Below are 23,208 nucleotides of genomic sequence, written 5' to 3'. Positions count from 1 at the left end.
GCGTGCAGTGGAAGCCGTCGATCAGACGGCGTCCTGCTGCGACTTCCATTCCGGAAGGGGGAAAACCCGGTCGTAGCTCCAGTTGAAGACAAAAGCATAGACCACGTAAAACAGCGCAAACGAGATATCCATCACCAGGGCGTGCGCAAGGCTGATATTCAGATACCAGGCAATGAAGGGCATCAGCACGATCAGGAGGCCCAGTTCGAACAGCACGGCGTGGGCGACCCGAAGAGCGGGCGTTTTCAGCGTCGTGCCTTTCAGCCGCTGCATGGCGTGGTCGAAGCCGAGATTATAGACATAGTTCCAGACCGTCGCCAGCGTGGCGCTGACGAGGCCGACAATGCCGATATCTTCCATAGGCATGCCAAAGAGCAGTGCGCCCAAGGGAATGACGAGCAGAAGGCCGATGATTTCGAAACTGAGGGCGTGGCGGATACGATCTTGCAGGGAACGCATTTCATTCTCCGGTATGTGACCGGGCCGTCCCGCATGCTGTCGCCGATATGGCCGAGGTCGTCCTCGCGCTGGGTCATATAGAACCTTTGGGCGGAATTTTCAAGCGCTGCGCATTTGGGGGCTGGGAGTGTTCCGCCTGTTTCCTCTCTCGGGCGGGGAGAAGAAAACACGCGGCAACGCGTTCGTTTCTCTCGCGCGCCCCAACGAAACCGTGATCGGAACAAGACCGGCGCATTTTCGTTATCGCTTATGGAAGGAGGCGTGCCATGCAGCAGAATTCCTCTGAAGGAAGAACGATCAAGGCCGCCAACACGGCGAAGGTTTCGACTTACACGCCAAGCCTCATTTCCCTCAAGGGAAGCTATGTGGCGATGATATTTCGCAGACCGCTTTGCCGAAATCCGCTGGATGTGCGGAAGAAATAAGGGCAGGGGAATCTGCCTGTTACTTGGCCCCGCACATCGATGACGACACTGCCGAAATGATCGAGAGCTTTAGATGTCTCTAAAGTGTGATTTTCAATCCGGCCCGTCTCCACTTAGACTGGAGATCGCCACAAGAGCGAAGGGAGAATGACATGAAATCAGTTCTCATTATCGCCGCTGTCTTTGGTTTTTCCGCCAGTGCAGCGCTTGCGGAATGCGCAGGTCATCAACAGATCAACGCTTCCGTTCCTGCCGTAGACCGTGAATTCAAAACTGCAAGCATCGTTCCGCCGACGGACCCGGTCGAGAAGCCTGTCGTCATCCTGAAAAAGACCGACCGCCTTCCGGCTGCGGTTGCGACGACCGGTGAGCCCGAAGCCGCAATGCAGCGCATGCAATAGACAGAACAATAACCTCTTCATTCAGAAATCCCGTGCGTGAGGTGATCCGCACGGGATTTTGCTTTTTGAAGACGAGAGGAGGCAGGAATGCTAACGGTAAAGGCCTGCTTCGCGAGCCTTCTCCGGCATTTCCAGGGCGACTAGCTGTCGAGTTTCAGCGACAGCTGTTTCGGCCCTTCGTTCTTTTTCAGCACGTAAAGCGGCCGAGTGATGATGACTTCCGTTCGCCGTTGCAGTTCGCGGCGTCGTTCGAGCGCGCGCTCGCGCATGTCGCGGGAGCGGGCGACGACGGAAAGGGCATTTTCTATGGTTGCGTCTGCTGTGTTCATCGCTGACCTCCATAATGTTCACTTTATGTTCTCATTATTGGTGGCTTGTGTCAACACTATGGCAGGGTTGCGGGCAGGTAATCGATACGTCCCGCCACGCTGGGCACGGCGGTGCGAAAGGCCGCGTGGGAAGCGTCGCCGCATGGGATCGGCTTTGCTCCACGCGCTGACCTTCACGGCACGGATCTGTTCCGGCAGTGTCTAGAGGGACACTCCGGGCCAGCTACGTCGATTTTCACGATGATGTTTCGAAGGCGCGGGGCTGATCCGCCCGGTTTCAGGAGGGGATCAGGAGAGGGGACGTTGATCCGGCGCGGGAAGGCCGCCGGCGGTCAAGAGATCGGTGAGATGCTCGCTGGCGAGCGCGACGATGGCAAGGGCGGCCTGCTGGCGGTTCCAGCCGGCATGTTCCGCTTTTTCGATCAGCCCTTGAATGGAAGGCTCCAGCGCGAATTGGCACTCTGCCTGATAGTCCATGGTGTCGATCGAAAGCGACGGGGAATTGATTGCGGCCCGCATCCTTTGGTCTCCCTGTTTTCCGGCATGCCATCATACGCAAGACGCAAATCGGAACATGCACATTCAGAGGCCGGTGATATCGGGTATGGTCATGAGGCCCGCATATCACTGGCAGCGAATCCCCCAGCAGGCGGACGTTAACGGTAAGTCTTGATCGCTGTCAACGAGCGTGGGGTGGCAGGGGATGTCGCCATGCTCGTTTTCAGAGCCTTCCGCTCCGGAAAGGCTTTCGCCGCCAGATCAGCAGCGCCATCACGTAAAGCGCAAAAAGCACGAACCATGTGACGGGCAGCACCATGAAAAGCGCCGCATAAGCGCAGTTTCCCTCAAAACAGGAGCCGAGAAATCCGGAATCGGCAAGCGCTGCCGACAATAAAAACGCACATATCCCGCTCCCGACTGCGCCGAGAATGAAAAGCAATATGTTGATGAACAATCTCATGACCCCGATCATAGGGATGATTGAGACAGCTTTGGGGAAACGGCGTCACGGCGAGACCTATATTCACCGTTTCGGCAGCATTGAGAAGGAATGAAGATCTTTTCCAGTCGCAACGAATTGACGAAAACATTAAGTCGAATTTTAAATATGACTCGCGTTTTACGGGAATTCTGGTTTTATTACTTCGGGGTTATAAATGGGGATTTTCAGATGATCAGGGTCGTTTTTATTACGCTCGCATTTTTTCTCTTCGCCATACCGCCGTCGGTTGCTCAGGATACAGCTCCTGACTGGAAAAAATTTGGTTCCGAATATTTGACCTATAATGGTCAGGCCCTGACGTTCGACGCGGCAGACCTGCAGCGCCACCAGAACCGCTTGCGTTGCGTTAAAATGAATAATTACGGATGCGTTATGGGGAGAAGCTGGCAAGGGGCAGCCGGCAACGACAGGGCCGGTCATGCCATCTTCGAGCATCCGAAATGGTCGGTACGCGCAGTTGTCCGGGATTATTGCTCGAAGAACCGGAGGGGATTGCGATCTGCAATGCAGATTGCCGAGACCTATTCACCCTGGTGCGATACGCTCGGCACCGTCGGGGTTCGAAACGGCTGGGGCAGATCATGCGCTGGTGGTCCGCAGCCGCCCGCAGGCTTCAAAGGTCCTCTCTGCGCAAAACCCGCAAACGGCACTCCGGCGGCCGGCCAGTGCGGAAGCTGCAATTGCCCCGATGGCGTTGCGCGGGGCATGGCGGCCAGCGTGAACGCCGGGATCAATGACAATCTTGCGCTTTTTGGTGCTGACGGCTCACCGAATGTCGGCAATCTGGTTGCCGTTCTCGGAAGCAAATTCCGGCGGGAGACCGGTTTTGCGGTCAATGAAGGGTTGATCAAGGAAGGTATCGAGCTGGCGGGGCAATGCCGCTGACAGGCTTTTTGCTCCGCGTGAACAATTCGCTTTGGGAGCACCGACAGAGGCGGCGCAAACCGCCTTTTTAACGGACGGTGTCTAAGGCTCGCAACTTGCCCCGGGGCATCATCGGCCCGTATGGCCGACGCTGGCTGCGTCCGTTAATTTTATGATAAATCAAGGAGTTAATGGTGGGTGATGTAGGGCTCGAACCTACGACCCGCTGATTAAGAGTCAGCTGCTCTACCAACTGAGCTAATCACCCGACCGGCACCGTGTGGCGGTGTGAGGGGGCGTATAAAGGGGAAGTTTGGGCTTGTCCAGCGCGGAAATGAAATTTCTTCGATTTTTGTGACGAAAAAATTTCAGTCGCGCTGGAAAAGCCTGGAAATCCGGGGTTTTACGGATTTTTCCTTTTATTCATCCGCGTCTGAAAGCCCGGCCGATAAGGATGAGGATGCAGGCGCCGATGAAGCCGGCGATGAGATAACCGAGCCAACCTTGCAGAACGATTCCAAATAGCGAAAGGATGGCGTTGGCGACGATCGCACCGACGATTCCAAGAAGGATGTTCATGAAAACACCCATATTGCTTTTCATGAATTGTTCGGCGAGCCACCCGGCGACACCACCGATGATGATGGCTGCGATCCAGCCAATGCCAGCAGATTCCATGATTTCCTCCCATGTTGCTGCATCATCAAAGGTGATGATTCCCGTGGTGAAAAGCAAGGCAAACTCCTGAAAACCTCGCTTTATGCGGGTGGTTTTCCGCACGGCAGGCGCTAAATAGCCTGATGCGGCGCAAAGAGACGAAAGGCATGGATGTGCGGTTGATGTTGGGCGGATTGATGGACGGCAAACGGGTGTTCGACGGCTTGACGCGGGATCGGCGGCAAAGGACCGCCATGGCGGCGATAATGGCCATGGTGCTGTTCCTGGTCGGCGGTCTTTTGTCGGCAATGCCCGCCTCGGCGCAGGAGGGAACGACATCGCCCGCCCCGGTGGCGATCCAGGCTTCGACCGTCGAACAGGCGAGGGCGGAGCTGGAGAAATGGAAGGCCGATGTCGCGGCAATCGCCAGACAGGTGGAAGCGGGCGGCAGCGACGACGTGCAGCTTGTGGACCTCAAGGGACGGGCCGATACCATTGCCGCCGATGCGGCCGCCGCCAACACCAAGCTGCGCACCCGTCTCGACCAGATCAAGACCCGGCTGGATGCGCTGGGTGCGGCGCCTGCGGACGACCAGCCGCCGGAAGCCAGCATGGTGACGGAAGAGCGAAACCGGCTGACGGCGGAACGGGCCGAGGTGAATGCGATTGCCGGCGAGGTGGAGAGCACGGCCACCAATGCCGCGCAGATCTCCAACAATATCACCGCCGTTCGCCGGGCGCTTTTCGCCGCCACGCTGTTCAAGCGCACGGAAGTTTCGGCGCAGACGCTGGGCGATGCGTCCTCCGCCTTTCTGACCGAGCTGACCAACCTGAACAACGCTTTCAGCGGCTGGGCGAGTTTCGTCTGGAATTACAAGCGCCTGCCGATGTTCGGGGCCGTGACGCTGTCGATCATGGCGGCGCTCCTGTTTCTGGTGGGTGGTTACCGCTTTTTCGGCAGCCGCATGGACCGGCGGGCGTTTACGGGCGAGCCTTCCTATCTGAGACGGCTTTCGGTGGCCTTCTGGTCCACCATGGTGCAGTCGCTGTCGCTTTTCCTGTTTCTCGTCACCTCGGCGTTTTTCCTCGATAATTTCAACGTGCTGCGGTCTGATATCGCGCCCATCCTGTTCGGGGCCATGGCGGTCACGGGCTTCGTTTATTTCGTGTCGCGGCTGAGCTATGCGATCTTTGCGCCGACGCAGTCGGAATGGCGTCTGCTGCAGGTTTCCAATCGCGGCGCACACACGCTGTCCTCGGCTATACTGCTGATGGCGCTCGTTAACGGGCTCGATTATCTGTTCGGTACGATCAGCGAGACGCTGTATTCGCCGCTGATCGTCACCGTTGCCAAGAGTTTCGTCGCCTCGATCATTATCGGCCTTATCCTGCTCACCGTGTCGTTCCTGCGGCCGGTCATCGGCGAGGGGCAGGATTACGAGACCGGCAACCAGCGACTGCCGCGCTGGCTCGTCATTCTGCTGCGGGTTGGCGGTCTCGTTCTCATCGGCGCCTGCCTGACGGGTTATGTCGGTCTTGCGCGCTTCCTCGCCACGCAGATCGTCGCCACCGGCGCGGTGCTGGCGACGATGTATATCGGCATTCTCTCCGGCAAGGCGATTTCACGGCAGGGGGCCTTTTCGGAATCCCTTGCCGGCCGTTATCTCGGACGACGGTTCGGCCTCGGCCCGGTAGCGCTCGATCAGGCCGGTCTTGCCGCCGGGCTCGGCATCTATGCGGTAGCACTTGCCTTCGGCGTGCCGCTCATCCTGTTTTCCTGGGGTTTCCAGCCGGGCGATATCGAAAGCTGGGCCTATCGCCTGCTGACCGGCATCACCGTCGGCAATGCCTCGATTTCGCTGATCGGCCTCTTTGGCGGTGTTCTCGTCTTCGCCATCGGTTATATCATCACCCGCTGGTTCCAGAAGTGGCTGGACAACAACGTCATGGCGCGCGGGCAGGTGGATGCCGGCGTGCGCAACTCGGTCAAGACAGGTATCGGTTATCTCGGTATCGCAGTTGCGGCCATCTTCGGTGTCTCTTCCGCCGGTCTCAACCTTTCAAGCCTGGCGCTGGTGGCTTCTGCCCTTTCGGTCGGTATCGGTTTCGGCCTGCAGAACATCGTCTCGAACTTCGTCTCCGGCCTCATCCTGCTGGTCGAGCGCCCCTTCAAGGTGGGGGACTGGGTGGTGACAGGCACGACGGAGGGCACCGTCAAGCGGCTTTCCGTGCGCGCCACCGAGATCGAAACTTTCCGTGGACAATCGATCATCGTGCCGAATTCCGAATTCATCAATTCCTCTGTTGGCAACTGGACGCACCGCAACCGCATCATGCGCGCCGAAATCCCGGTTTCCGTGTCTTACGATTCCGATCCGCAGAAGGTCATGGATATTCTGCTGGAACTCGTGCGCGCCCAGCCGCCGGTGCTGCGCAATCCCGAGCCGCATGTGGAATTCCTGCGCTTCGGCGATTTTTCGCTGGATTTCGAACTGCGTTTCCATCTCGCCGATCTGTCGAACGGGCTTGGCGTGAAAAACGCGCTGCGTATCGCCATCCTCCAGCGCTTCCGGGAGGAGGGGATCGACATCCCGTTCCCGCAGCGCAACCTCAATATCCACGTCGAAGGCGACGCCAATCCGCAGATGCTGGCGGCGCTGCTTTCGGAAGAGGGCGACAAGGCGGTGGTGGCCCATACGGGTGCGGCATCGCCCGTTGCCGGCAATGCGCCGGAAAAGGATGCCGGCAAGGCGGGCGACAAGACTGTTGCGGAACAGCCAGCCGCGGCAAAAGCGGCCGGAAAGGACAAGTGAGCGGCTGCGGCTGGTATCAGTCCGGACGGGTGCGGGGCAGGCCTCGCATCCGACTGTCTTGCGGTGAATGATGGGCGCACCGGGGCGGCTTTTACTTGATGGAGGCGGGATGCGCCCGACTGCCGTCATGAAAATATAATCAGAATACCCGCAATGACTGTATTGTTGTGTAAACTGTAAGTTGATATATTGTGGTTATTATTTAGTTTATTTCTTTTCTGTCGGGGTTCAAATGCCGGATCCAATCGATGAGAATGCCCAGCCTGCCCAGCCTGCCCAGCCTGCCCAGCCTGCCCAGCCTCCGGGCCCGGTTTCTGCGAAAACATCTCTTCGGGAAAGACTGAAGGGTTTTTGGGCGTAGATGCAGCCCCATGCCACCCGGCTGTCCCTTCTGACGGCTGGGGTCGTTATCGGCTCGGCGGGTCTGTTTTTCCTGATGGGCGAGACGGATGTGACCGACGATTACCTGCCCAAACGCTGGAACGAATCCATCCGCCGGTTGGGCATCGAGCCGGTCTATCCTCCGCAGGAGGATATTTATGTCGGAGACATTATCGCCGAAATTGTCGATTCAGGGCACAAATTCAAGTCTTTACCTCCCGATCTTGAAAGTGAGTCCTTCATCGGCCGTTACGTCAAGATAACCCAGATACCAAATTTGCGGGGTTATCTCGGCGTGAAGTCGGAGGCGCCCTATTTTGGCGACAGCACCTGGCTGGAGGACAAGAAGACGCTCTCGGTTGCTCAACCCCGTGCGGAGATTGCAACGGACGGAACCACCTCGGGCCTGCAGGTGAAGGACGCGCTTTTTCCCGTCATCAAGATAGAGCGCAAGGAAGGCATGGCGGGGCTTCTGCGCAATATCGCCTTCGGTGGCGCACGGGCGGATGTCGAGGAAATCGAACTTCAGAATGTTCAGACCTACGCGATCAACCCTTTCCATGCGCAAAATGCGCTGATGGCGTTTTGCAATGACAAAGACACCAAGGTCTATTGTGCGGACGAATATCTTCGCGAGAAACTGTCCTATATTCTCAGCCGCGACATTTTGAGAACCGGGGATACGGAGGATTGTGGTCCGCGTTATATTTACGATATCCGTCTGCTGGTTGTGCGCCAGGCGTTTCTGACACGCGGCGTCAAAGTTACCAACGGACGGGGCCGCTCGGCTTTTCTGGATGCGGGGGGTAACAGGGGAGACCCCGAAAAGGGTATGTCCGATGCCGCTGAGGCTGCGACCACCGCGCCGCAGGGCAAGCAGCCCGGGACCCAATATATGGCCGATAGTGACAACAGCATTCACAGCACAAACAGCTCTGGCCTGTTTTCCGATCGCCAGTTCGCGCGGCCGCTCGTCATAGGCTTCAATAGTGTTTCCATAGGCATGCGCAACAGCACGCCTGCCTGGCTGGATGCCGCAGCAAAGGCGGCCGCCGGCAAGGAAGTTAAAGACAGCGCCAGGATTTGTGCGTCTTCGCAGGAGGTTGCGAATTGAGACGGGTCATTTTTCTCTTCGGTATGTTTTTTCCGGTTTTAGCAAGTGCGCAGGATGTCGTTCGCCCGTCTGTGACTGCAGGGGCCCTTGAGCAATTCACCGCTGATTGTATCTATCGTATTCCGCCTTGTGGCGGCGGTGGCTATCCACCGCCACCGCCTCCGCCCGGTGGGGGCGGTGGGATACACAATCTGCCAGGTGGTCCTGTCTTCAAGGACTCGATCATCGTTCCGGGCAATGATGTCCTCAAGGGTTTGAAACTGGACGGCCCGGATGTGCGGGGGCTGCAAATGCAGCTTCAGAACCGATAGTCGGCAAGTCCGGCCCGTGGCCTGCCTTTTGGTCGCGGGTCGCAATCCCGGTCTGTTTCGGCCGGATATTTCTCGATATCTTTGCTGCCGTCTCTGCAAGAGGCGGCGGCAATAAGAAAGCCCACCCCGGTGGAGGCAATTTCTTCCCTGTCGCAGCACCCTATGGCCATGTCGCAATCAGGCGGCTGAACGGTCGACAAGCGCTTCATATTCCTCCCATCCAATGTCGGCGGAATAAGGCAAGGCCGGCGCTTTTCAGGGGTTCTGTAAATGAAGACACATGCACGGGCGGTGGTGATCGGTGGCGGCGTCGTCGGCGTTTCGACGCTTTATCATCTTGCCAAGAAGGGCTGGAGCGACAGCGTTCTCATCGAGCGCAAGGAGCTCACCTCGGGTTCCACCTGGCATGCCGCCGGGCTTCTGCCGCTGTTCAACATGAGCTATTCGGTCGGCCAGATCCACAAATATTCCGTCAAGTTCTATGAGGAGCTTCAGGAAGAGACCGGCATGAATGTCGGCTTCTCCAAGGTCTCCAATATCCGTCTCGCCCGCACCAAGGATCGCTGGGACGAATATATGTATTATGCCGGCATCGCCGAGACCATCGGTGTGCGGGTCAACATGCTGACACCGGAGCAGGTGAAGGAAATCTGGCCGCTCTGCGAGACGGACGGTCTGCTGGGCGCCATCCAGCATCCGGATGACGGTTATATCCAGCCCGCCGATCTGACACAGGCGCTGGCCAAGGGTGCGCGTGATCGTGGCGCGACCATCTATCGCAACACCACCGTCACCGCCATCGAGCAGCTGGAAGATGGTCACTGGAAGGTGACAACCGACAAGGGCGAGATCATCGCCGAACATATCATCTCCTGCACGGGCTCCTTTGCCCGCAAGACCGGCGAGATGGTCGGCATCAACATTCCGGTCATTCCGGTCGAACATCAGTATATCGTTACCGAGCCGCACCCGGCCATTCAGGAACGTCGCCGCCAGGGCCTGCCGGAAATGGGCGTTCTGCGCGAATCCGACTCGGCCTGGTATATGCGCGAAGAAGCGGGCGGTCTGATCCTCGGTCCTTACGAAGTCGGCGCGCCGGTCTGTTATGTCGACGGCCCCTCCGACGACAGCGAATATGAGCTGTTCCAGGAGGAACTCGACCGCCTGATGCCGCATATCGAAACCGCCATGGTGCGTGTTCCGGCCTTCGGCGAAGTGGGCATCAAGAAAGTCTATAATGGCGCTATCGCCTATACGCCTGACGGTAACCCGATCGTTGGTCCCGCACCGGGCCTGAAGAATTTCTGGCTGAACGAAGGCCATTCCTTCGGCATCACCGCTGCCGGCGGCGCCGGCTGGCAGCTGGCTGAATGGATCGTCGACGGCGAGCCGACGCTCGACCTGATGGGTGTCGATCCGCGCCGCTTCGGGCCTTACGCAACGGAAGGTTACCTCATCGCCAAGAACGAGGAAGCCTATGCCAACGTCTTCACCATGCATTATCCGGACGAAGAACGCTCCGCCGCCCGTCCACTGAAGACCACGCCGGTTTATGACCGCCTGAAGAAGCTCGGCGGCGTGTTCGGCTCGGTTTATGGCTGGGAACGTGCCAACTGGTATGCGCCGGAAGGTTATTCGCTGCGCGAGGAAGATCTCGGCGTCGGTGCCGATGTCATCACCAGCCACAATCATGCGCCGGCTCTGGATGATGGCCGTATCGTTGAAAAATGGTCCTTCCGTCGCTCGAATTATTTCGAACATGTCGGCAACGAGGTGAAGAACGTTCACCAGAATGTCGGCGTGCTTGATATGTCCGCCTTCGCGAAGATGGAGGTTTCCGGCCCCGGTGCACGGGCATGGCTCGACAGCATTCTCGCCAACATCGTGCCGAAGAAGCGTGGCCGCATCGCGCTCACCCATCTTCTGACGCCGACTGGCGGCGTGAAGGCGGAATTCACCGTCTATGAGTGGGCACCGGGCCGCTTCTACATGGTTTCGGCCGGTGGTCTCGAGACGCATGACCATGACGTGCTGCGCCGCCTTGCGCCCACTGACGGGTCCGTGGTGCTGCAGCCGATCACGCAGAAATACGGCGTGCTGGTTCTGGCCGGTCCGAAGTCGCGCGATCTCCTGAAGAAGCTCACTCGCACCAGCCTTGATAACAAGGATTTCCCCTGGCTCACCGGCAAGCAGATTTCCGTCGGCGTGGCGACGGCGCATGCGCTGCGCGTCAACTTCGTGGGTGAGCTTGGCTGGGAGCTGCACCATCCGATCGAGATGCAGAACTACATCTTCGACCGGCTGATGGAAGCGGGCGCCGAATTCGGCATCAAGCCTTTCGGTATTCGCGCCATGGTGTCCATGTCGCTCGAAAAATCCTATCGCAACATGGGCCGCGAACTGTCGGTCGAATATAACGCCTATGAATCCGGTCTCGACCGCTTCGTGCGCCCGGAAAAATCCTTCATCGGCCGCGATGCGCTGGTGGCTTACAAGGAAGCCGGCGCGAAATGGGTGTTCTCGACGCTGACCGTGTCTGGCAATACGGATGTCGATGCGCGCGGTTCGGAAGCAATCGTCGATGAAAACGGCGTGCTTGCCGGCCGCGTGACAAGCGGCGGTTTCGGCTGGCGCATGGGCAAGTCAATTGCGCTCGCCATGCTCAAGCCGGATTATGCGGCCGTCGGCACCAAGCTCAAGATCCGCATTCTCGGCACGTCCTATGATGCCGAAGTGGTTGAAGAGAGCCCGTTCGACACCGAAAATGCGCTTCTGCGCGTATAAGACCACATCCCCTCCCAAAGTCGGAATACGGCCCCTCGCGGGCCGTATTTCCTTTTAAGTAAGCATGTGCTCAACTGGCTTTCACGCAAAAGTGTTATTAATCATTCTGAAAAATGAGCCTGCTATCTTTCCCTGACATACGATGGGGGATCGGGGCAGAATGAATTTCCTGGGCATTACGGGCATGCAATATTCTGGCGTGCCTTTTACCAACAGCCGCATCTTGCTGGCGGAAGATACAAATGTGTTCACCCAGATGGTGAGCATGCGCCTGAATGAATTACTGGGCGTTACCGTGGAAGTGTGCCGCAATTTCGAGGAGTTGCAGGCCTGTTACGAACATTCTCCCGAACCGGTGACGCTGGCGATTTCCAACATCAACCTGCCGGGGGCGGAAAAGGGCGAGGCGCTGGAATATCTGATCGATCTTTCGATCCCGACCATCGTTTTCACCAGCACCTTTCACGAGGGGACGCGCGAAACGCTGATCGCCAAGGATGTGGTCGATTATATCCTGAAGGACAATATTTTCGCCGTGGATATGCTGACGGAATCCGTCTGCCGCTTTCTCACCAACCACCGCCACCATGTGCTGATCGTTGATGACAGCCCGACGGCGCGGGCGCTGCTTTCGAGCCGTCTCAAGCGCTATAATTTCCGCGTCAGCCTGGCAGATAGCGGCGCCAAGGCGCTCGAAATCCTGAAGGCCAATTCCGATATCGGCCTCGTGGTGACCGACTATAACATGCCCGACATTGACGGCTTCGAACTGACGCGGCGCATCCGCACCGTGCGCGGGTCGCATGAGCTGCGCATCATCGGCGTGTCTTCCTCCACCAACCGGCTGCTTTCCGCACGGTTCCTGAAGGCGGGCGGCAATGATTTCATGCTGCGGCCCTTCATCGACGAGGAGTTCTATTGCCGCGTCAATCAGAACCTCGATACGCTGGTTCAGATACGGCTGGCGAAAGCGGGGGTCAGGCCGGCGGCCTGAAGGGGAGCGGCGTGACGGCCTGTCAAAGCTGCGATTCAAACGGCAGGAAGCGCATGATACCGGCGACGATGCGGCGGCTGATGGCGGCGTCGGGTTCGCGCCGGTAGGTTTTCGTCCGCCCCTGTTCTTCCGTCATCCAGACAATGTGCCTGCCTTTGTCGATTTCCAGCTCGAAGCTCATGGTGCGGCGGATTTCGTCGGCGAATATCTCATCCATGCGGGCAACCAGCGGGGCTGAGTTGAACACGACGCCCATTTCCGTATTGAGCGAGGCGGAACGTGGATCGAAGTTGAGCGAGCCGATATAGCCGCTCTTGCCATCACGGGTGAAGGCCTTGGTGTGCAGGCTCGCCTGTCCCGAACCGCGCAGGGTGAAGTTCGACTGATCCGCCTGCGCGCGCAGCTCATGCAGCTGCACCCCGCCGGAGAGGAGCGGTTTTCGATAGCGGGCATAACCGGCGTGAACGGCGGCAACATCGGTCGCCGCCAGCGAATTGGTGAGGATGGCGACTGACACGCCGTTTTCGGCGAGTTGCAGGAATATCCCCACCCCCTGTTTGCCGGGAATGAAATAGGGGGAGGTTATGTGCAGACTGTCGCCTGCTGCCTGCATCAGCGGCAGCAGGCTTTCCATCAGGAAGTTGTGACCCTTGCGGCGTTTGCCCGCCGCTTTCTCCGGCGGATCGGCAAGGATATCCGCCGCCTCGACCCAGTGCAGGCGGTCCGACATCAGGAAGTGGTCGCGGCCATACTGGCTTTCGACGCGTTCCAGATAGGGTTTGGCCGCCTCGCTTTTCGGCAGGGCATCCAGTTCGCGGCGCAATTTGGCGAGTTTGTTTGGCCGTCTTGCCAGAAGCGACCGCACGGGAACGGAAACGGCGCTGTTCCAATAATCGTCGAATATTTCGGTGGCGTCAGCGACGATCCTGCCGAAACCGAGAATATCGAAATCATGGAAATTCGCGCGCTCGGCGGCATCGAAATAGGCGTCGCCAATATTGCGTCCGCCGACGATCACGGCCCGCCCATCGGCAATCCACGCCTTGTTATGCATGCGCCGGTTGACGCTTCGGAAACGCAGCACCAGTTCGATGCCTCGATGCAGCATGTTTTCCCGCGCCCGGGTGGGATTGAACAGCCTGAGTTCGATATTCGGATGGCTGTCGATGGCGTGGAAGATACGGTCGGAAATGGAAACGCCGAGATCGTCGAGGAGCAGACGCACGCGCACACCGCGATCGGCGGCGGCGATGACTTCGCGCATCATCAGCCGTCCGGTCAGGTCGGCATTCCACATGTAATACATGAGATCGAGGCTGCGCCCCGCCGCCCGGGCCGCCGCCACGCGCACCGCAAAGGCATCGAGATTGGAATGTAAGAGGCAGAGCGCATTCTTCTCGTTCCAGCCGTTTCTGATCGATTGCCAGTGCCGGTCCAGCGCCGTTTCATCTTCGGCAACGGGCAGGGCGGTGGAAGGGCGCTTGGGAATGGCCTTTTCCCGCTGCTTGCCGATGACGACGAACAGGCTCGGTCCTATGACCAGGAGAAGAATGATGATGATGAAGACCGTAAATGCAGTCACTTGTTTTGATCGCTCCCGGCCCGAAGAGTATCAGGCGCAGTGAAAACGCGCGAGGGGAGAAAGCGTTCACGGAATTGGACGCTGTGGATGAAAAACGCTGCCTTCCGCCCGCCGAAGGGACTTGTGAATCAGATAAGTGTGTGCTTATGTGTTGTCATGACTGAGAACGATATTTTCCGTGCGCTGGCCGATCCGACACGCCGCGCCATTTTCGAGAAGCTGGCGGACGGCGCCATGAACGCTTCCGCCTTGCGCGAAGGCATCGAGATTAGCCAGCCGGCCATGTCGCAGCATCTTTCTGTCCTGCGCGGGGCGGGGCTGGTGGTTGAAAGACGGCAGGGCCGTTTCGTCAATTATGAGGTCGATCCGGGAGGATTGACCCGCATTGCGGCATGGCTCGCCAAATATCGCGCCTATTGGCCGCAGCGCATCGAGGCTCTGAAGCGCCTGCTGAAGGATATGGATCAATGAACAGGCAAATACCGGAAGCACCGAAAAACGGTCTGGAGCTTGAATATGATCTGGACGAGCCGCCGCAGAAAGTGTGGCGTGCGATCAGCATTACCGCTTTTCGCGAACACTGGTTGCCGAGGCAAGCCCTGGCGGAATCAGAGGCGATAAGAACCACGCCGGGGCAGGAGGTCTGCTACCGGCTGCGGGAGGATCATCCGCCATTTCTGGAAAGCACCGTCACGTTCCAGATCGCAGCGAATGACCGTGGCGGCACCAGCCTGCGCATCATTCATGACCTGCCCGTAAATACCGGCCGCATGACGAAGGCCGCCGCAAACCACAACGGTTCGCCGATCAAGCTCGCAGCCTGATCCGGCACGTTTCCCAATATTCTTAAACGACAGGAGTTCGCCGATGCGCGAAACGATGCAACTCGTCCCTATGGTAGTCGAACAATCGTCAAGGGGAGAAAGGTCTTTCGACATCTACTCCCGCCTGTTGCGCGAGAGGATCATCTTCCTCAACGGAGAGGTGAACGATACGGTTTCCGCGCTGGTCTGCGCGCAATTGCTGTTTCTTGAAGCGGAAAACCCGAAGAAGCCGATCCATCTCTACATCAATTCGCCGGGTGGCATGGTGACCAGCGGTTTCGCCATGTATGACACCATGCGCTACATTCGCGCGCCGGTTCACACCTTGTGCATGGGGACGGCCCGTTCCATGGGCTCGTTCCTGCTGATGGCGGGCGAACCCGGCATGCGGGCGGCGCTGCCCAATGCCAGCATCCTCATTCACCAGCCATCAGGCGGTTTTCAGGGGCAGGCGTCGGACATGCTTATCCACGCCGAGGAAATCAGGCAGACAAAACACCGCATGACGCGGCTTTATGCCGAACATTGCGGGCGCAGCTACGAGGAGTTCGAGAGGGCGATGGATCGCGACCGGTTCATGACGGTGCAGGAGGCTCTGGAATGGGGCCTGATCGACCGCATTCTGGAAGTCCGCGAGGATGCGGCGGCATAGGGCCGGACTTACTCGGATTTCCGGCTGATATTGGCGCCGGCTGGCAGGACTTCCAGGCTGCGCCGGGCAAGCTCAGCCACTACTTCCTCGAAACCGAAGCGGGATGTCCAGCCCAGCCCCTCTGCGGCGCGTGCGGGTGAATAGATCCGGTCAATGGTCGCCGGCAGCGCCCATCCCATCTGCGCGAAAGCGGCGGCGAGGGTGGGGGTCCGCTGCCGCAGGATGGAGGCTGCATCCCGAGCGAGGATGTCGCAGTCATCAGCGGAAAACGGGGTGGCGGCCGATATGATATAGCGTTGGAAATCGTCTCCAGCATTGCTCAGCGCCTGCACATGGGCATCGGCGACATCGCGGATATCGACGCCGCGATGCAGCCGGTAGGCCGCCATCACATCGGCGGGCTCCGGGAAACTTCTGGACATGCGCAGCACGCGCACGGCGAGATGCGGGCCGGCCATCTCCGCCAGCACCTGCTCGGCTTCGAGCTTGGTGCGGTGATAGATGCTTTTCGGCCGGGGCGGCGTCTCTTCATCGATAAATGTGCAGGACCCTGCAGATACCGCCTGTCCGTAAAGCGCCGTGGTGCTGGTGAAAACCAGCCGTGGCACACCCGCCGCCATGGCCGCTTCCGCCAGCATGCGGGTCCCGCCGACGTTGATGCGCTGAAATTCTGCGTCTGGAACGATGCCGACATGCGGTGCATGGAGCGCTGCCGCATGGATCACCGCATCCGCTCGCTCCAGAGCGGAACGCAGCAGTTTTATGTCCGCGAAATCGCCGACAATGTGAGTGGTGGAAAAGGGGGAGCGGTCAATGCCGGTAACATCGTGCCTGCCGGCCAGGGCGCTGAAAATCGCGCGGCCGACCCGACCGGAACTGCCCGTCAGCACTATCCGCATGAGGTTCCCTCCACATCAACACAAAAGGCAGCGCCATGCGCTGCCTTTCAAGGGTGCATCCGGATGATCAGATATCCAGATTATCCGCGAAGGCCGCTCGTTCCTGAATGAAACGGAAGCGGGCATCGGCCTTGGTGCCCATCAGATTGTCGACGGCCTCGCGGGTGCCTTCGAAATCCACATCGTCGATCTCGACGCGCAGCAAGGTGCGCTTTTCGGGATCCATGGTGGTTTCCTTCAGCTGCTGGGCCATCATTTCGCCAAGGCCTTTGAAGCGGCCGATTTCGACCTTCTTGCCCTTGAAGACGGTTTCCATCAGTTCGGCGCGGTGGGCGTCGTCGCGGGCATAGGCGCTCTTGGCGCCCTGACGGATGACGTAGAGCGGCGGCACCGCCAGATAGAGGTGATTGCCGCGAATGAGTTCCGGCATTTCCTGATAGAAGAAGGTGATGAGCAGCGAGGCGATATGGGCGCCGTCGACATCGGCATCGGTCATGATGATGATGCGTTCATACCGCAGGTCTTCTTCGCGGTATTTGGTGCGGGTGCCGCAGCCGAGCGCCTGGATGAGATCGGCGATCTGCTGGTTGGCCGAGAGCTTTTCGCGGCTGGCGCTGCCGACGTTGAGGATCTTGCCGCGCAGCGGCAGAATGGCCTGATTGGCGCGGTTGCGGGCCTGCTTGGCGGAGCCGCCCGCCGAGTCACCCTCGACGATGAAGAGTTCCGCATTTTCCGCCGTGTTCTGGGCGCAGTCCGCCAGCTTGCCGGGCAGGCGCAGCTTGCGCACCGCGGTCTTGCGGTTGACTTCTTTTTCCTTGCGGCGGCGCAGGCGCTCTTCGGCGCGCTCGATCACCCAGTCGAGCAGCTTCGCCGCTTCGCCCGGATTGCCGGCGAGATAGTGGTCGAAGGGATCGCGCAGCGCGTTTTCAACGATGCGCTGGGCCTCGACGGTGGCGAGCTTGTCCTTGGTCTGGCCGACGAATTCAGGCTCGCGGATGAAGACCGAGAGCATGCCGGCGGCAGAGATCATCACGTCGTCGGTGGTGATGTCCTTGGCGCGCTTGTTCTGCGTCAGATCAGCGTAATTTTTGAGGCCCTTGGTGAGCGCGATGCGGAAACCCGCCTCATGCGTGCCGCCTTCGGGCGTCGGGATGGTGTTGCAATAGGAATGGATCTGCGTATCGCCGCCATACCAGGTGACGGCCCATTCCAGCGCGCCGTGGCCGCCGGTCTTTTCGGTGCGGCCCGAGAAAATCTCGCGGGTGACGGTGAATTCCTTGCCGAGCGTGGCGGCAAGATAATCCTTGAGGCCACCGGGGAAATGGAACACGGCCTTCTCAGGGATTTCGCCGCCGGCCGGCACCATGCCGGGATCGCAGCTCCAGCGGATTTCGACGCCGCCGAAGAGATAGGCCTTGGAGCGGGCCATGCGGAAGATGCGGGCCGGTTCGAACTTGGCGTGATCGCCAAAGATTTGCGGGTCCGGATGGAAACGCACGCGGGTGCCGCGACGGTTGTGCACGTCGCCCAGCTCCTCCAGCCCGCCGATCGGCGCGCCGCGCGAAAAACGCTGGCGGTAAAGCTTGCGATTACGCGCCACTTCCACTTCCAGAAGATCGGACAGCGCATTGACCACGGACACGCCGACGCCGTGCAGGCCGCCCGATGTCTCATAGGCCTTGCCGTCGAACTTGCCGCCGGCATGCAGCTTGGTCATGATGACTTCGAGCGTCGACTTGCCCGGAACCTGCGGATGGTTTTCCACGGGAATACCACGGCCGTTATCGGTGACTGTCAGGAAACCTTCGGTATCGAGATGGACTTCGATGAAGTTGGCGTGGCCGGCGACGGCCTCGTCCATGGAGTTGTCGATGACTTCGGCAAAGAGGTGGTGCAGCGCCTTTTCATCGGTGCCGCCAATATACATGCCGGGGCGCATGCGCACCGGTTCCAGCCCTTCGAGCACGCGGATCGACGAAGCACCGTAGTCGTCACCGGAAGGAGACACGGGGGCCGGAGGGGCAGGCGGCGTAACGGCCGCAACGGCTGCGGGTTTCGGCTGCACATTCAGGTTGGCGGGCACGTTGGCGGCCGCGGTCGCCGGCGTCTTCGCGGCGTCCTCGTTCGTTTCCGTATCGCTGTTTCGTGCTGCCGGAAGACCGGAGAAGAGATCGTTGCTGTCGTCCATCATGTCCAAAGTTCAAAAGCGTGTGTCAGAATTTCGCCATGCGAATCATTATGCCAGTAGCGTCAATCATAACGCCAAACGCGGTTCCCGTCCGATTGAAGTGGGTCCGTCGGGCAAACGCGGCGCATCCTATGCCACGATTGTGTCAGGGTTTCGCAACAGGAGGATTGCGCTGCCGGCCTTGCAATGGCAAGTCTCGCAGCCACGAATGAACGGTTAGCCAAGGCATGTCCACAGCTCATTTCACGTTTTGTACTCTTTTCAGCCTGACTGTTGCGGCCATGCCGGTTGCGGCTTCGGCCTCCGACGGGCCGCTGCGCCCCTTCAAGGATGAGCTGTTTTCCAGCCAGACGGTGCTTTCCACCGGTGATGGCGGCGCATCCGAGGTCATCGACTATCAGGAGATGCGCGACATCAACGGCCGCGACGAGGTGCCGGAGCGACGGGTGAAGCGACAATATGTGGATATGGCGCCGAAGAGCGCGCAGGCGCTCGAAACCATATCCGTTGAGGGCAGGGCGCTTGAGGTCGGCCGCGTCGGGCCGGCAAGCGGGCAGGCTTTCACCGTCATCTTCATCCACGGGCGCGGCGGTGACCGGCGGCTCGGCATGAATGACTACACCTTCGGCGGCAACTTCAACCGGCTGAAGAACCTGGCCGTCGCCAATCGCGGCACCTATTATGTGCCGAGCGTGCGTTCCTTCGATGAGAACGGCGTTGCAGATGTCGCGGCGCTGATTGCCGATGCGGCCAAAAAATCGGGCGGCAAGCCGGTCGTACTAACCTGTGCCTCGATGGGCAGCTTCATCTGCTATGGCATCAGCCGCGACAAGGCTGCTGTCGCCAAGCTCAAGGGCATGGCGATCCTCGGTGGTGCGGTCGATCCCGATTTTCCGAAAAGTGCCTTTGCCAAGGCCAGGAAGCCGGTGTGGTTCACCCACGGCAGCGCCGACAAGGTCTATTCGGCCGATCAGCAGGCGACGATCTTCCGTACCCTGCTGAAGGCCGGTGAGCCGGCGCGGTTCACGCGGTATGAGACCGGCAGCCACGGCACGCCGGTGCGCATGACCGACTGGCGGGCGGTTTTGAACTGGATTTTGAGCCGCTGAGGCCTCAATTTGGGTCAGCGGCGGCGAAATTTGCGAAATCGGCCGTCGTTTTGAACCTTCGGGCCGCTTTTTTGTACCATTTGTTGCCGGCTGCGGTTAAAGGAATATCCCGGGATTTCCGGCAGTATTTCTGTCGTGATTAAGGGCCGCGTTGCGGCTGAGGGATGGGGCGCCGCCAAAGGCGGGGCCAGAGACAAAGGGAATGGATACGCATGACGCCGAATGTTCGACCGCTTGTTGCCGGAAACTGGAAGATGAACGGCACCCGTGCCTCGCTCGATCAGATCAAGGCCATGGCAGAAGGCGTCAAGGGCGCGCTGTCCGAAAAGGTGGATGCGCTGATCTGCCCGCCCTCGACACTGCTCTATGTCGCAACAGCGCTCTGTGATGACAGCCCGCTGATGATCGGCGCGCAGGATTGCCACCAGAACGCATCCGGCGCTCATACCGGCGATATTTCCGCCGAGATGATCGCCGACTGCTTCGGCACCCATGTCATCGTCGGCCATTCCGAGCGCCGCACCGACCATGCCGAGACGGATCATCTGGTCCGCGCCAAGACCTCTGCCGCCCATCAGGCCGACCTCATCGCCATCGTCTGCATCGGCGAGACGGCGGATGAGCGCAAGGCGGGCCAGACGCTCGATATTCTCAAGCGCCAGCTTGCCGGCTCGCTGCCGGATGAGGCGACGGCCGAAAATACCGTCATCGCCTATGAGCCTGTCTGGGCAATCGGCACGGGCCTGACGCCGACGGTCGAAGACGTGCGCGAGGCCCATGCCTTCATGCGCGACGAACTCGTCAAGCGCTTCGGCGATGCCGGCAAGACCATGCGCATCCTCTATGGCGGCTCGGTAAAGCCGGCCAATGCGCTGGAACTGATGGGCGTCGAGAACGTCGATGGTGCGCTGATTGGCGGTGCGAGCTTGAAAGCTTCCGACTTCCTTTCCATCTATGCGGCATACGAGCAACTGACGGCTTGATCGAAGCTTTCCTGCACGAGTGGCGGGAAAGGGGCTTGGAATAAGCCGTCGCCTCATGTAAAGAGCCGCAAAACCTTCTTTATGGTGCTCCGCGCGGGGCATGGAATGGATTGTCATGCAGACCGTTTTGATTGTTATTCACCTCATGATCGTGCTGGCGCTTGTCGGCGTGGTCCTGATTCAGCGTTCCGAAGGCGGCGGCCTCGGTATCGGCGGCGGTTCGGGCTTCATGTCCGCGCGCGGAACGGCCAATGCGTTGACCCGCACAACGGGCATCCTCGCCGCGCTGTTCTTCCTGACGTCGCTCGGCCTTGGTCTTATGACCCGCTACGAATCGCGCCCGACCGACATCCTGAACCGTATTCCGGCCACGCAGGGTCAGGGCAACGGCATTCTCGACACGCTCGGCCCGTCCACGACGCCGGCCCCGGCTCCGGCTGAAAATGGCGTTCCGACAAATAATGGTGCGGCCGCTCCGGCGCAGACGACACCGGCCCCTGCCGCTTCCGGCACGGCCGCCCCGGCACCGGCGCAGCCCGCCGATCCGAACGCAGTTCCGACCGGTCAATAAGCCCGGTTTTGATTTAACGCTCCGGCAGGCCAAAAGCCTGCCGGTTTTCTTTTGTTCGCATTCCGGCTCGCCCCATCGCGGATTCGTCAACAGCGAATTTTCGAAACCATTAATTTTGGGCTGGCGGAATCAGAGGTAAAAAGGTATCCGGTGAATCCCATGGCGCGATATGTATTCATCACAGGCGGCGTGGTCTCCTCTCTAGGCAAGGGCATCGCTGCGGCAGCACTCGGAGCTTTGTTGCAATCCCGTGGTTATCGGGTGCGGCTTCGTAAACTCGACCCCTATCTGAACGTCGATCCCGGCACCATGAGCCCGACACAGCACGGCGAAGTGTTCGTGACTGACGACGGTGCCGAGACGGACCTCGATCTTGGCCACTATGAGCGCTTCACGGGGCGTTCGGCCACCAAGACCGATAACATCACGACCGGTCGTATCTACAAGAACATCATCGACAAGGAACGGCGCGGCGACTATCTCGGCGCAACCGTTCAGGTCATTCCGCATGTCACCAACGAGATCAAGGATTTCGTGATCGAGGGCAATGACGATTACGACTTCGTCATCTGCGAGATCGGCGGCACGGTGGGTGATATCGAGGCGATGCCGTTCATGGAAGCGATCCGCCAGCTCGGCAACGACCTGCCGCGCGGCACGGCGATCTATCTTCACCTGACGCTGATGCCTTACATTCCGGCAGCCGGCGAGTTGAAGACAAAGCCGACCCAGCATTCCGTGAAGGAACTGCAGGCGCTCGGCATTCACCCCGACATCCTGCTTGTGCGCGCCGACCGGGAAATCCCGGAAGCGGAACGCCGCAAGCTTTCGCTGTTCTGCAACGTGCGTCCTTCCGCCGTCATCCAGGCGCTGGATGTGGCGAATATCTATGACGTTCCGATTGCCTACCACAAGGAAGGCCTCGATTCGGAAGTGCTGGCCGCCTTCGGCATCGAGCCGGCGCCCAAGCCGCGTCTGGAGCCGTGGGAAGAGGTCTGCAACCGCATCCGCACGCCGGAAGGCGAAGTGACTATTGCGATCGTCGGCAAATACACCGGCCTCAAGGATGCCTACAAGTCGCTGATCGAGGCGCTGCATCATGGTGGCTTCGCCAATCGCGTCAAGGTCAAGCTGGAATGGATCGAGTCCGAGGTCTTCGAAAAGGAAGATCCCACACCCTATCTCGAAAAGGTCAACGGCATTCTGGTGCCGGGCGGTTTCGGCGAGCGTGGTTCCGAAGGCAAGATCATGGCGGCGCAGTTCGCGCGTGAGCGCAACGTGCCCTATTTCGGTATCTGCTTCGGCATGCAGATGGCGGTCGTGGAAGCGGCCCGTCATCTGGCCGGTATCGAAAATGCCTCGTCCACCGAATTCGGCCCGACGGCGGAACCCGTCGTTGGTCTGATGACCGAATGGGTGAAGGGCAACGAGCTGGAGAAGCGCTCCTCCAAGGGCGATCTCGGCGGTACGATGCGTCTTGGCGCTTACAAGGCGGCGCTGAAGAAAGATACCAAGATCGCCGAAATCTACGGCACCACGGATATTTCCGAGCGCCACCGCCACCGCTACGAGGTGAACGTGGACTACAAGGACCGGCTGGAAAATTGCGGCCTCGTCTTCTCCGGCATGTCTCCTGATGGTGTCCTGCCGGAAACGGTGGAATATCCTGACCATCCGTGGTTCATCGGTGTGCAGTACCACCCGGAACTGAAGAGTCGTCCGCTTGATCCGCATCCGCTTTTCGCCAGCTTCGTCGAAGCGGCGGTGGAGCAGAGCCGGCTGGTTTGACAGTTTGAATGAGATGAAGAGGGCCGCTTTTGCGGCCCTTTTTTGTTTGGTGATAATGGGCTTGGGACGCGCGATGC

23 protein-coding genes and 1 tRNA gene are annotated in these 23,208 nt (G+C 59.5%); 14 read left to right on the top strand and 10 right to left on the bottom strand.

Annotation, left to right across the window (positions count from 1 at the left end; all coding sequences use genetic code 11):
* Nucleotides 1-21: 21 nt before the first annotated feature.
* Entirely contained in the window at nt 22-459 is a 438-nt protein-coding gene (locus QRN60_RS07920; protein ID WP_003502966.1) for a PACE efflux transporter, read from the bottom strand.
* A 266-nt stretch (nt 460-725) separates the two neighbouring features.
* Here QRN60_RS07920 and QRN60_RS07915 point away from each other — a divergent pair, with 266 nt between their 5' ends.
* Together QRN60_RS07915 and QRN60_RS07910 are read left to right on the top strand one after the other, a co-directional pair.
* Nucleotides 726-884, top strand: a complete 159-nt coding sequence (locus tag QRN60_RS07915; protein WP_003502964.1) for a hypothetical protein — start codon at nt 726-728, stop codon at nt 882-884.
* A gap of 152 nt (nt 885-1,036) precedes the next feature.
* A complete protein-coding gene (locus tag QRN60_RS07910) occupies nt 1,037-1,285 on the top strand; it encodes a hypothetical protein (protein ID WP_003502962.1) in 249 nt (82 codons plus the stop codon).
* Between the two features lie 140 nt (nt 1,286-1,425).
* Here QRN60_RS07910 and QRN60_RS07905 read toward each other — a convergent pair whose 3' ends face one another.
* From QRN60_RS07905 to QRN60_RS07895, 3 genes are all read right to left on the bottom strand, one after another.
* Nucleotides 1,426-1,614, bottom strand: a complete 189-nt coding sequence (locus tag QRN60_RS07905) for a hypothetical protein (RefSeq protein ID WP_020012681.1) — start codon at nt 1,612-1,614, stop codon at nt 1,426-1,428.
* Between the two features lie 288 nt (nt 1,615-1,902).
* Entirely contained in the window at nt 1,903-2,133 is a 231-nt protein-coding gene (locus QRN60_RS07900; RefSeq protein WP_003502959.1) for a hypothetical protein, read from the bottom strand.
* A gap of 202 nt (nt 2,134-2,335) precedes the next feature.
* On the bottom strand, nt 2,336-2,587 hold the full coding sequence (locus QRN60_RS07895) for a hypothetical protein (protein ID WP_020812120.1): 252 nt from the start codon (nt 2,585-2,587) through the stop codon (nt 2,336-2,338).
* 78 nt (nt 2,588-2,665) lie between these two features.
* On the opposite strand from QRN60_RS07895, the gene QRN60_RS07890 reads away from it, so the two are divergent.
* Nucleotides 2,666-3,502, top strand: a complete 837-nt coding sequence (locus tag QRN60_RS07890; RefSeq protein WP_223568624.1) for a hypothetical protein — start codon at nt 2,666-2,668, stop codon at nt 3,500-3,502.
* Between the two features lie 171 nt (nt 3,503-3,673).
* On the opposite strand, the gene QRN60_RS07885 is transcribed toward QRN60_RS07890, so the two are convergent.
* Together QRN60_RS07885 and QRN60_RS07880 are read right to left on the bottom strand one after the other, a co-directional pair.
* A tRNA-Lys gene (locus QRN60_RS07885) sits at nt 3,674-3,749 on the bottom strand.
* Nucleotides 3,750-3,904: 155 nt separating this feature from the next.
* Nucleotides 3,905-4,159: a GlsB/YeaQ/YmgE family stress response membrane protein gene (locus QRN60_RS07880; RefSeq protein ID WP_060725837.1), complete on the bottom strand. Its 255-nt coding sequence runs from the start codon at nt 4,157-4,159 to the stop codon at nt 3,905-3,907.
* A 122-nt stretch (nt 4,160-4,281) separates the two neighbouring features.
* Between QRN60_RS07880 and QRN60_RS07875 the strand changes: the two genes are divergently transcribed.
* Nucleotides 4,282-6,951, top strand: coding sequence for a mechanosensitive ion channel family protein (locus QRN60_RS07875; protein ID WP_165000583.1), 2,670 nt, complete (start codon nt 4,282-4,284; stop codon nt 6,949-6,951).
* A 361-nt stretch (nt 6,952-7,312) separates the two neighbouring features.
* Entirely contained in the window at nt 7,313-8,446 is a 1,134-nt protein-coding gene (locus QRN60_RS07870; protein WP_129564958.1) for a hypothetical protein, read from the top strand.
* A 298-nt stretch (nt 8,447-8,744) separates the two neighbouring features.
* Here the strand turns inward: QRN60_RS07870 and QRN60_RS07865 are convergent, their stop codons facing one another.
* Nucleotides 8,745-8,966 (bottom strand): hypothetical protein, encoded by a 222-nt coding sequence (locus tag QRN60_RS07865; RefSeq protein WP_060725767.1) that lies wholly within the window; start codon nt 8,964-8,966, stop codon nt 8,745-8,747.
* 61 nt (nt 8,967-9,027) lie between these two features.
* Between QRN60_RS07865 and QRN60_RS07860 the strand changes: the two genes are divergently transcribed.
* Both QRN60_RS07860 and QRN60_RS07855 read left to right on the top strand, forming a co-directional pair.
* Nucleotides 9,028-11,541: a GcvT family protein gene (locus QRN60_RS07860; RefSeq protein WP_003502951.1), complete on the top strand. Its 2,514-nt coding sequence runs from the start codon at nt 9,028-9,030 to the stop codon at nt 11,539-11,541.
* A gap of 160 nt (nt 11,542-11,701) precedes the next feature.
* Complete coding sequence (locus QRN60_RS07855) at nt 11,702-12,535, top strand: response regulator (protein ID WP_107675664.1); 834 nt, start codon at nt 11,702-11,704, stop codon at nt 12,533-12,535.
* A 22-nt stretch (nt 12,536-12,557) separates the two neighbouring features.
* On the opposite strand, the gene QRN60_RS07850 is transcribed toward QRN60_RS07855, so the two are convergent.
* Complete coding sequence (locus QRN60_RS07850) at nt 12,558-14,117, bottom strand: phospholipase D family protein (RefSeq protein WP_020809779.1); 1,560 nt, start codon at nt 14,115-14,117, stop codon at nt 12,558-12,560.
* Nucleotides 14,118-14,273: 156 nt separating this feature from the next.
* Between QRN60_RS07850 and QRN60_RS07845 the strand changes: the two genes are divergently transcribed.
* Genes QRN60_RS07845 through QRN60_RS07835 form a run of 3 tightly spaced genes read left to right on the top strand, consistent with a single transcriptional unit; the run spans nt 14,274 to nt 15,593 of the window.
* Nucleotides 14,274-14,588 (top strand): ArsR/SmtB family transcription factor, encoded by a 315-nt coding sequence (locus QRN60_RS07845; RefSeq protein WP_031233739.1) that lies wholly within the window; start codon nt 14,274-14,276, stop codon nt 14,586-14,588.
* Nucleotides 14,585-14,941: an SRPBCC family protein gene (locus tag QRN60_RS07840; protein WP_020809781.1), complete on the top strand. Its 357-nt coding sequence runs from the start codon at nt 14,585-14,587 to the stop codon at nt 14,939-14,941. The genes QRN60_RS07845 and QRN60_RS07840 overlap by 4 nt, the downstream gene beginning before the upstream one ends.
* Before the next feature lie 43 nt (nt 14,942-14,984).
* Nucleotides 14,985-15,593, top strand: coding sequence for an ATP-dependent Clp protease proteolytic subunit (locus tag QRN60_RS07835; protein WP_020809782.1), 609 nt, complete (start codon nt 14,985-14,987; stop codon nt 15,591-15,593).
* A gap of 8 nt (nt 15,594-15,601) precedes the next feature.
* Here the strand turns inward: QRN60_RS07835 and QRN60_RS07830 are convergent, their stop codons facing one another.
* The gene (locus tag QRN60_RS07830; RefSeq protein ID WP_112977890.1) at nt 15,602-16,492 is read right to left on the bottom strand and encodes an NAD-dependent epimerase/dehydratase family protein; all 891 of its coding nucleotides are present in this window, start codon (nt 16,490-16,492) and stop codon (nt 15,602-15,604) included.
* A 67-nt stretch (nt 16,493-16,559) separates the two neighbouring features.
* Nucleotides 16,560-18,683 carry a DNA topoisomerase IV subunit B gene (parE, locus tag QRN60_RS07825; protein ID WP_080866160.1) on the bottom strand — a complete coding sequence of 708 codons (2,124 nt, stop codon included), beginning with the start codon at nt 18,681-18,683 and terminating at the stop codon, nt 16,560-16,562.
* Nucleotides 18,684-18,907: 224 nt separating this feature from the next.
* Between parE and QRN60_RS07820 the strand changes: the two genes are divergently transcribed.
* From QRN60_RS07820 to pyrG, 4 genes are all read left to right on the top strand, one after another.
* Entirely contained in the window at nt 18,908-19,789 is an 882-nt protein-coding gene (locus QRN60_RS07820) for an alpha/beta fold hydrolase (RefSeq protein WP_129564957.1), read from the top strand.
* Between the two features lie 212 nt (nt 19,790-20,001).
* Nucleotides 20,002-20,772, top strand: a complete 771-nt coding sequence (gene tpiA, locus QRN60_RS07815; protein WP_087744079.1) for a triose-phosphate isomerase — start codon at nt 20,002-20,004, stop codon at nt 20,770-20,772.
* A gap of 115 nt (nt 20,773-20,887) precedes the next feature.
* The gene (secG, locus tag QRN60_RS07810; RefSeq protein WP_107675663.1) at nt 20,888-21,343 is read left to right on the top strand and encodes a preprotein translocase subunit SecG; all 456 of its coding nucleotides are present in this window, start codon (nt 20,888-20,890) and stop codon (nt 21,341-21,343) included.
* A 159-nt stretch (nt 21,344-21,502) separates the two neighbouring features.
* A complete protein-coding gene (pyrG, locus tag QRN60_RS07805) occupies nt 21,503-23,131 on the top strand; it encodes a CTP synthase (RefSeq protein ID WP_162687162.1) in 1,629 nt (542 codons plus the stop codon).
* Nucleotides 23,132-23,208 lie beyond the last annotated feature (77 nt).

The organism is Agrobacterium sp. CFBP2214 (assembly GCF_030209895.1).
Taxonomy (GTDB): domain Bacteria; phylum Pseudomonadota; class Alphaproteobacteria; order Rhizobiales; family Rhizobiaceae; genus Agrobacterium; species Agrobacterium radiobacter.
Note: the sequence above shows the minus strand (reverse complement) of the source record. Positions and strands in the feature narration are given on the sequence as shown.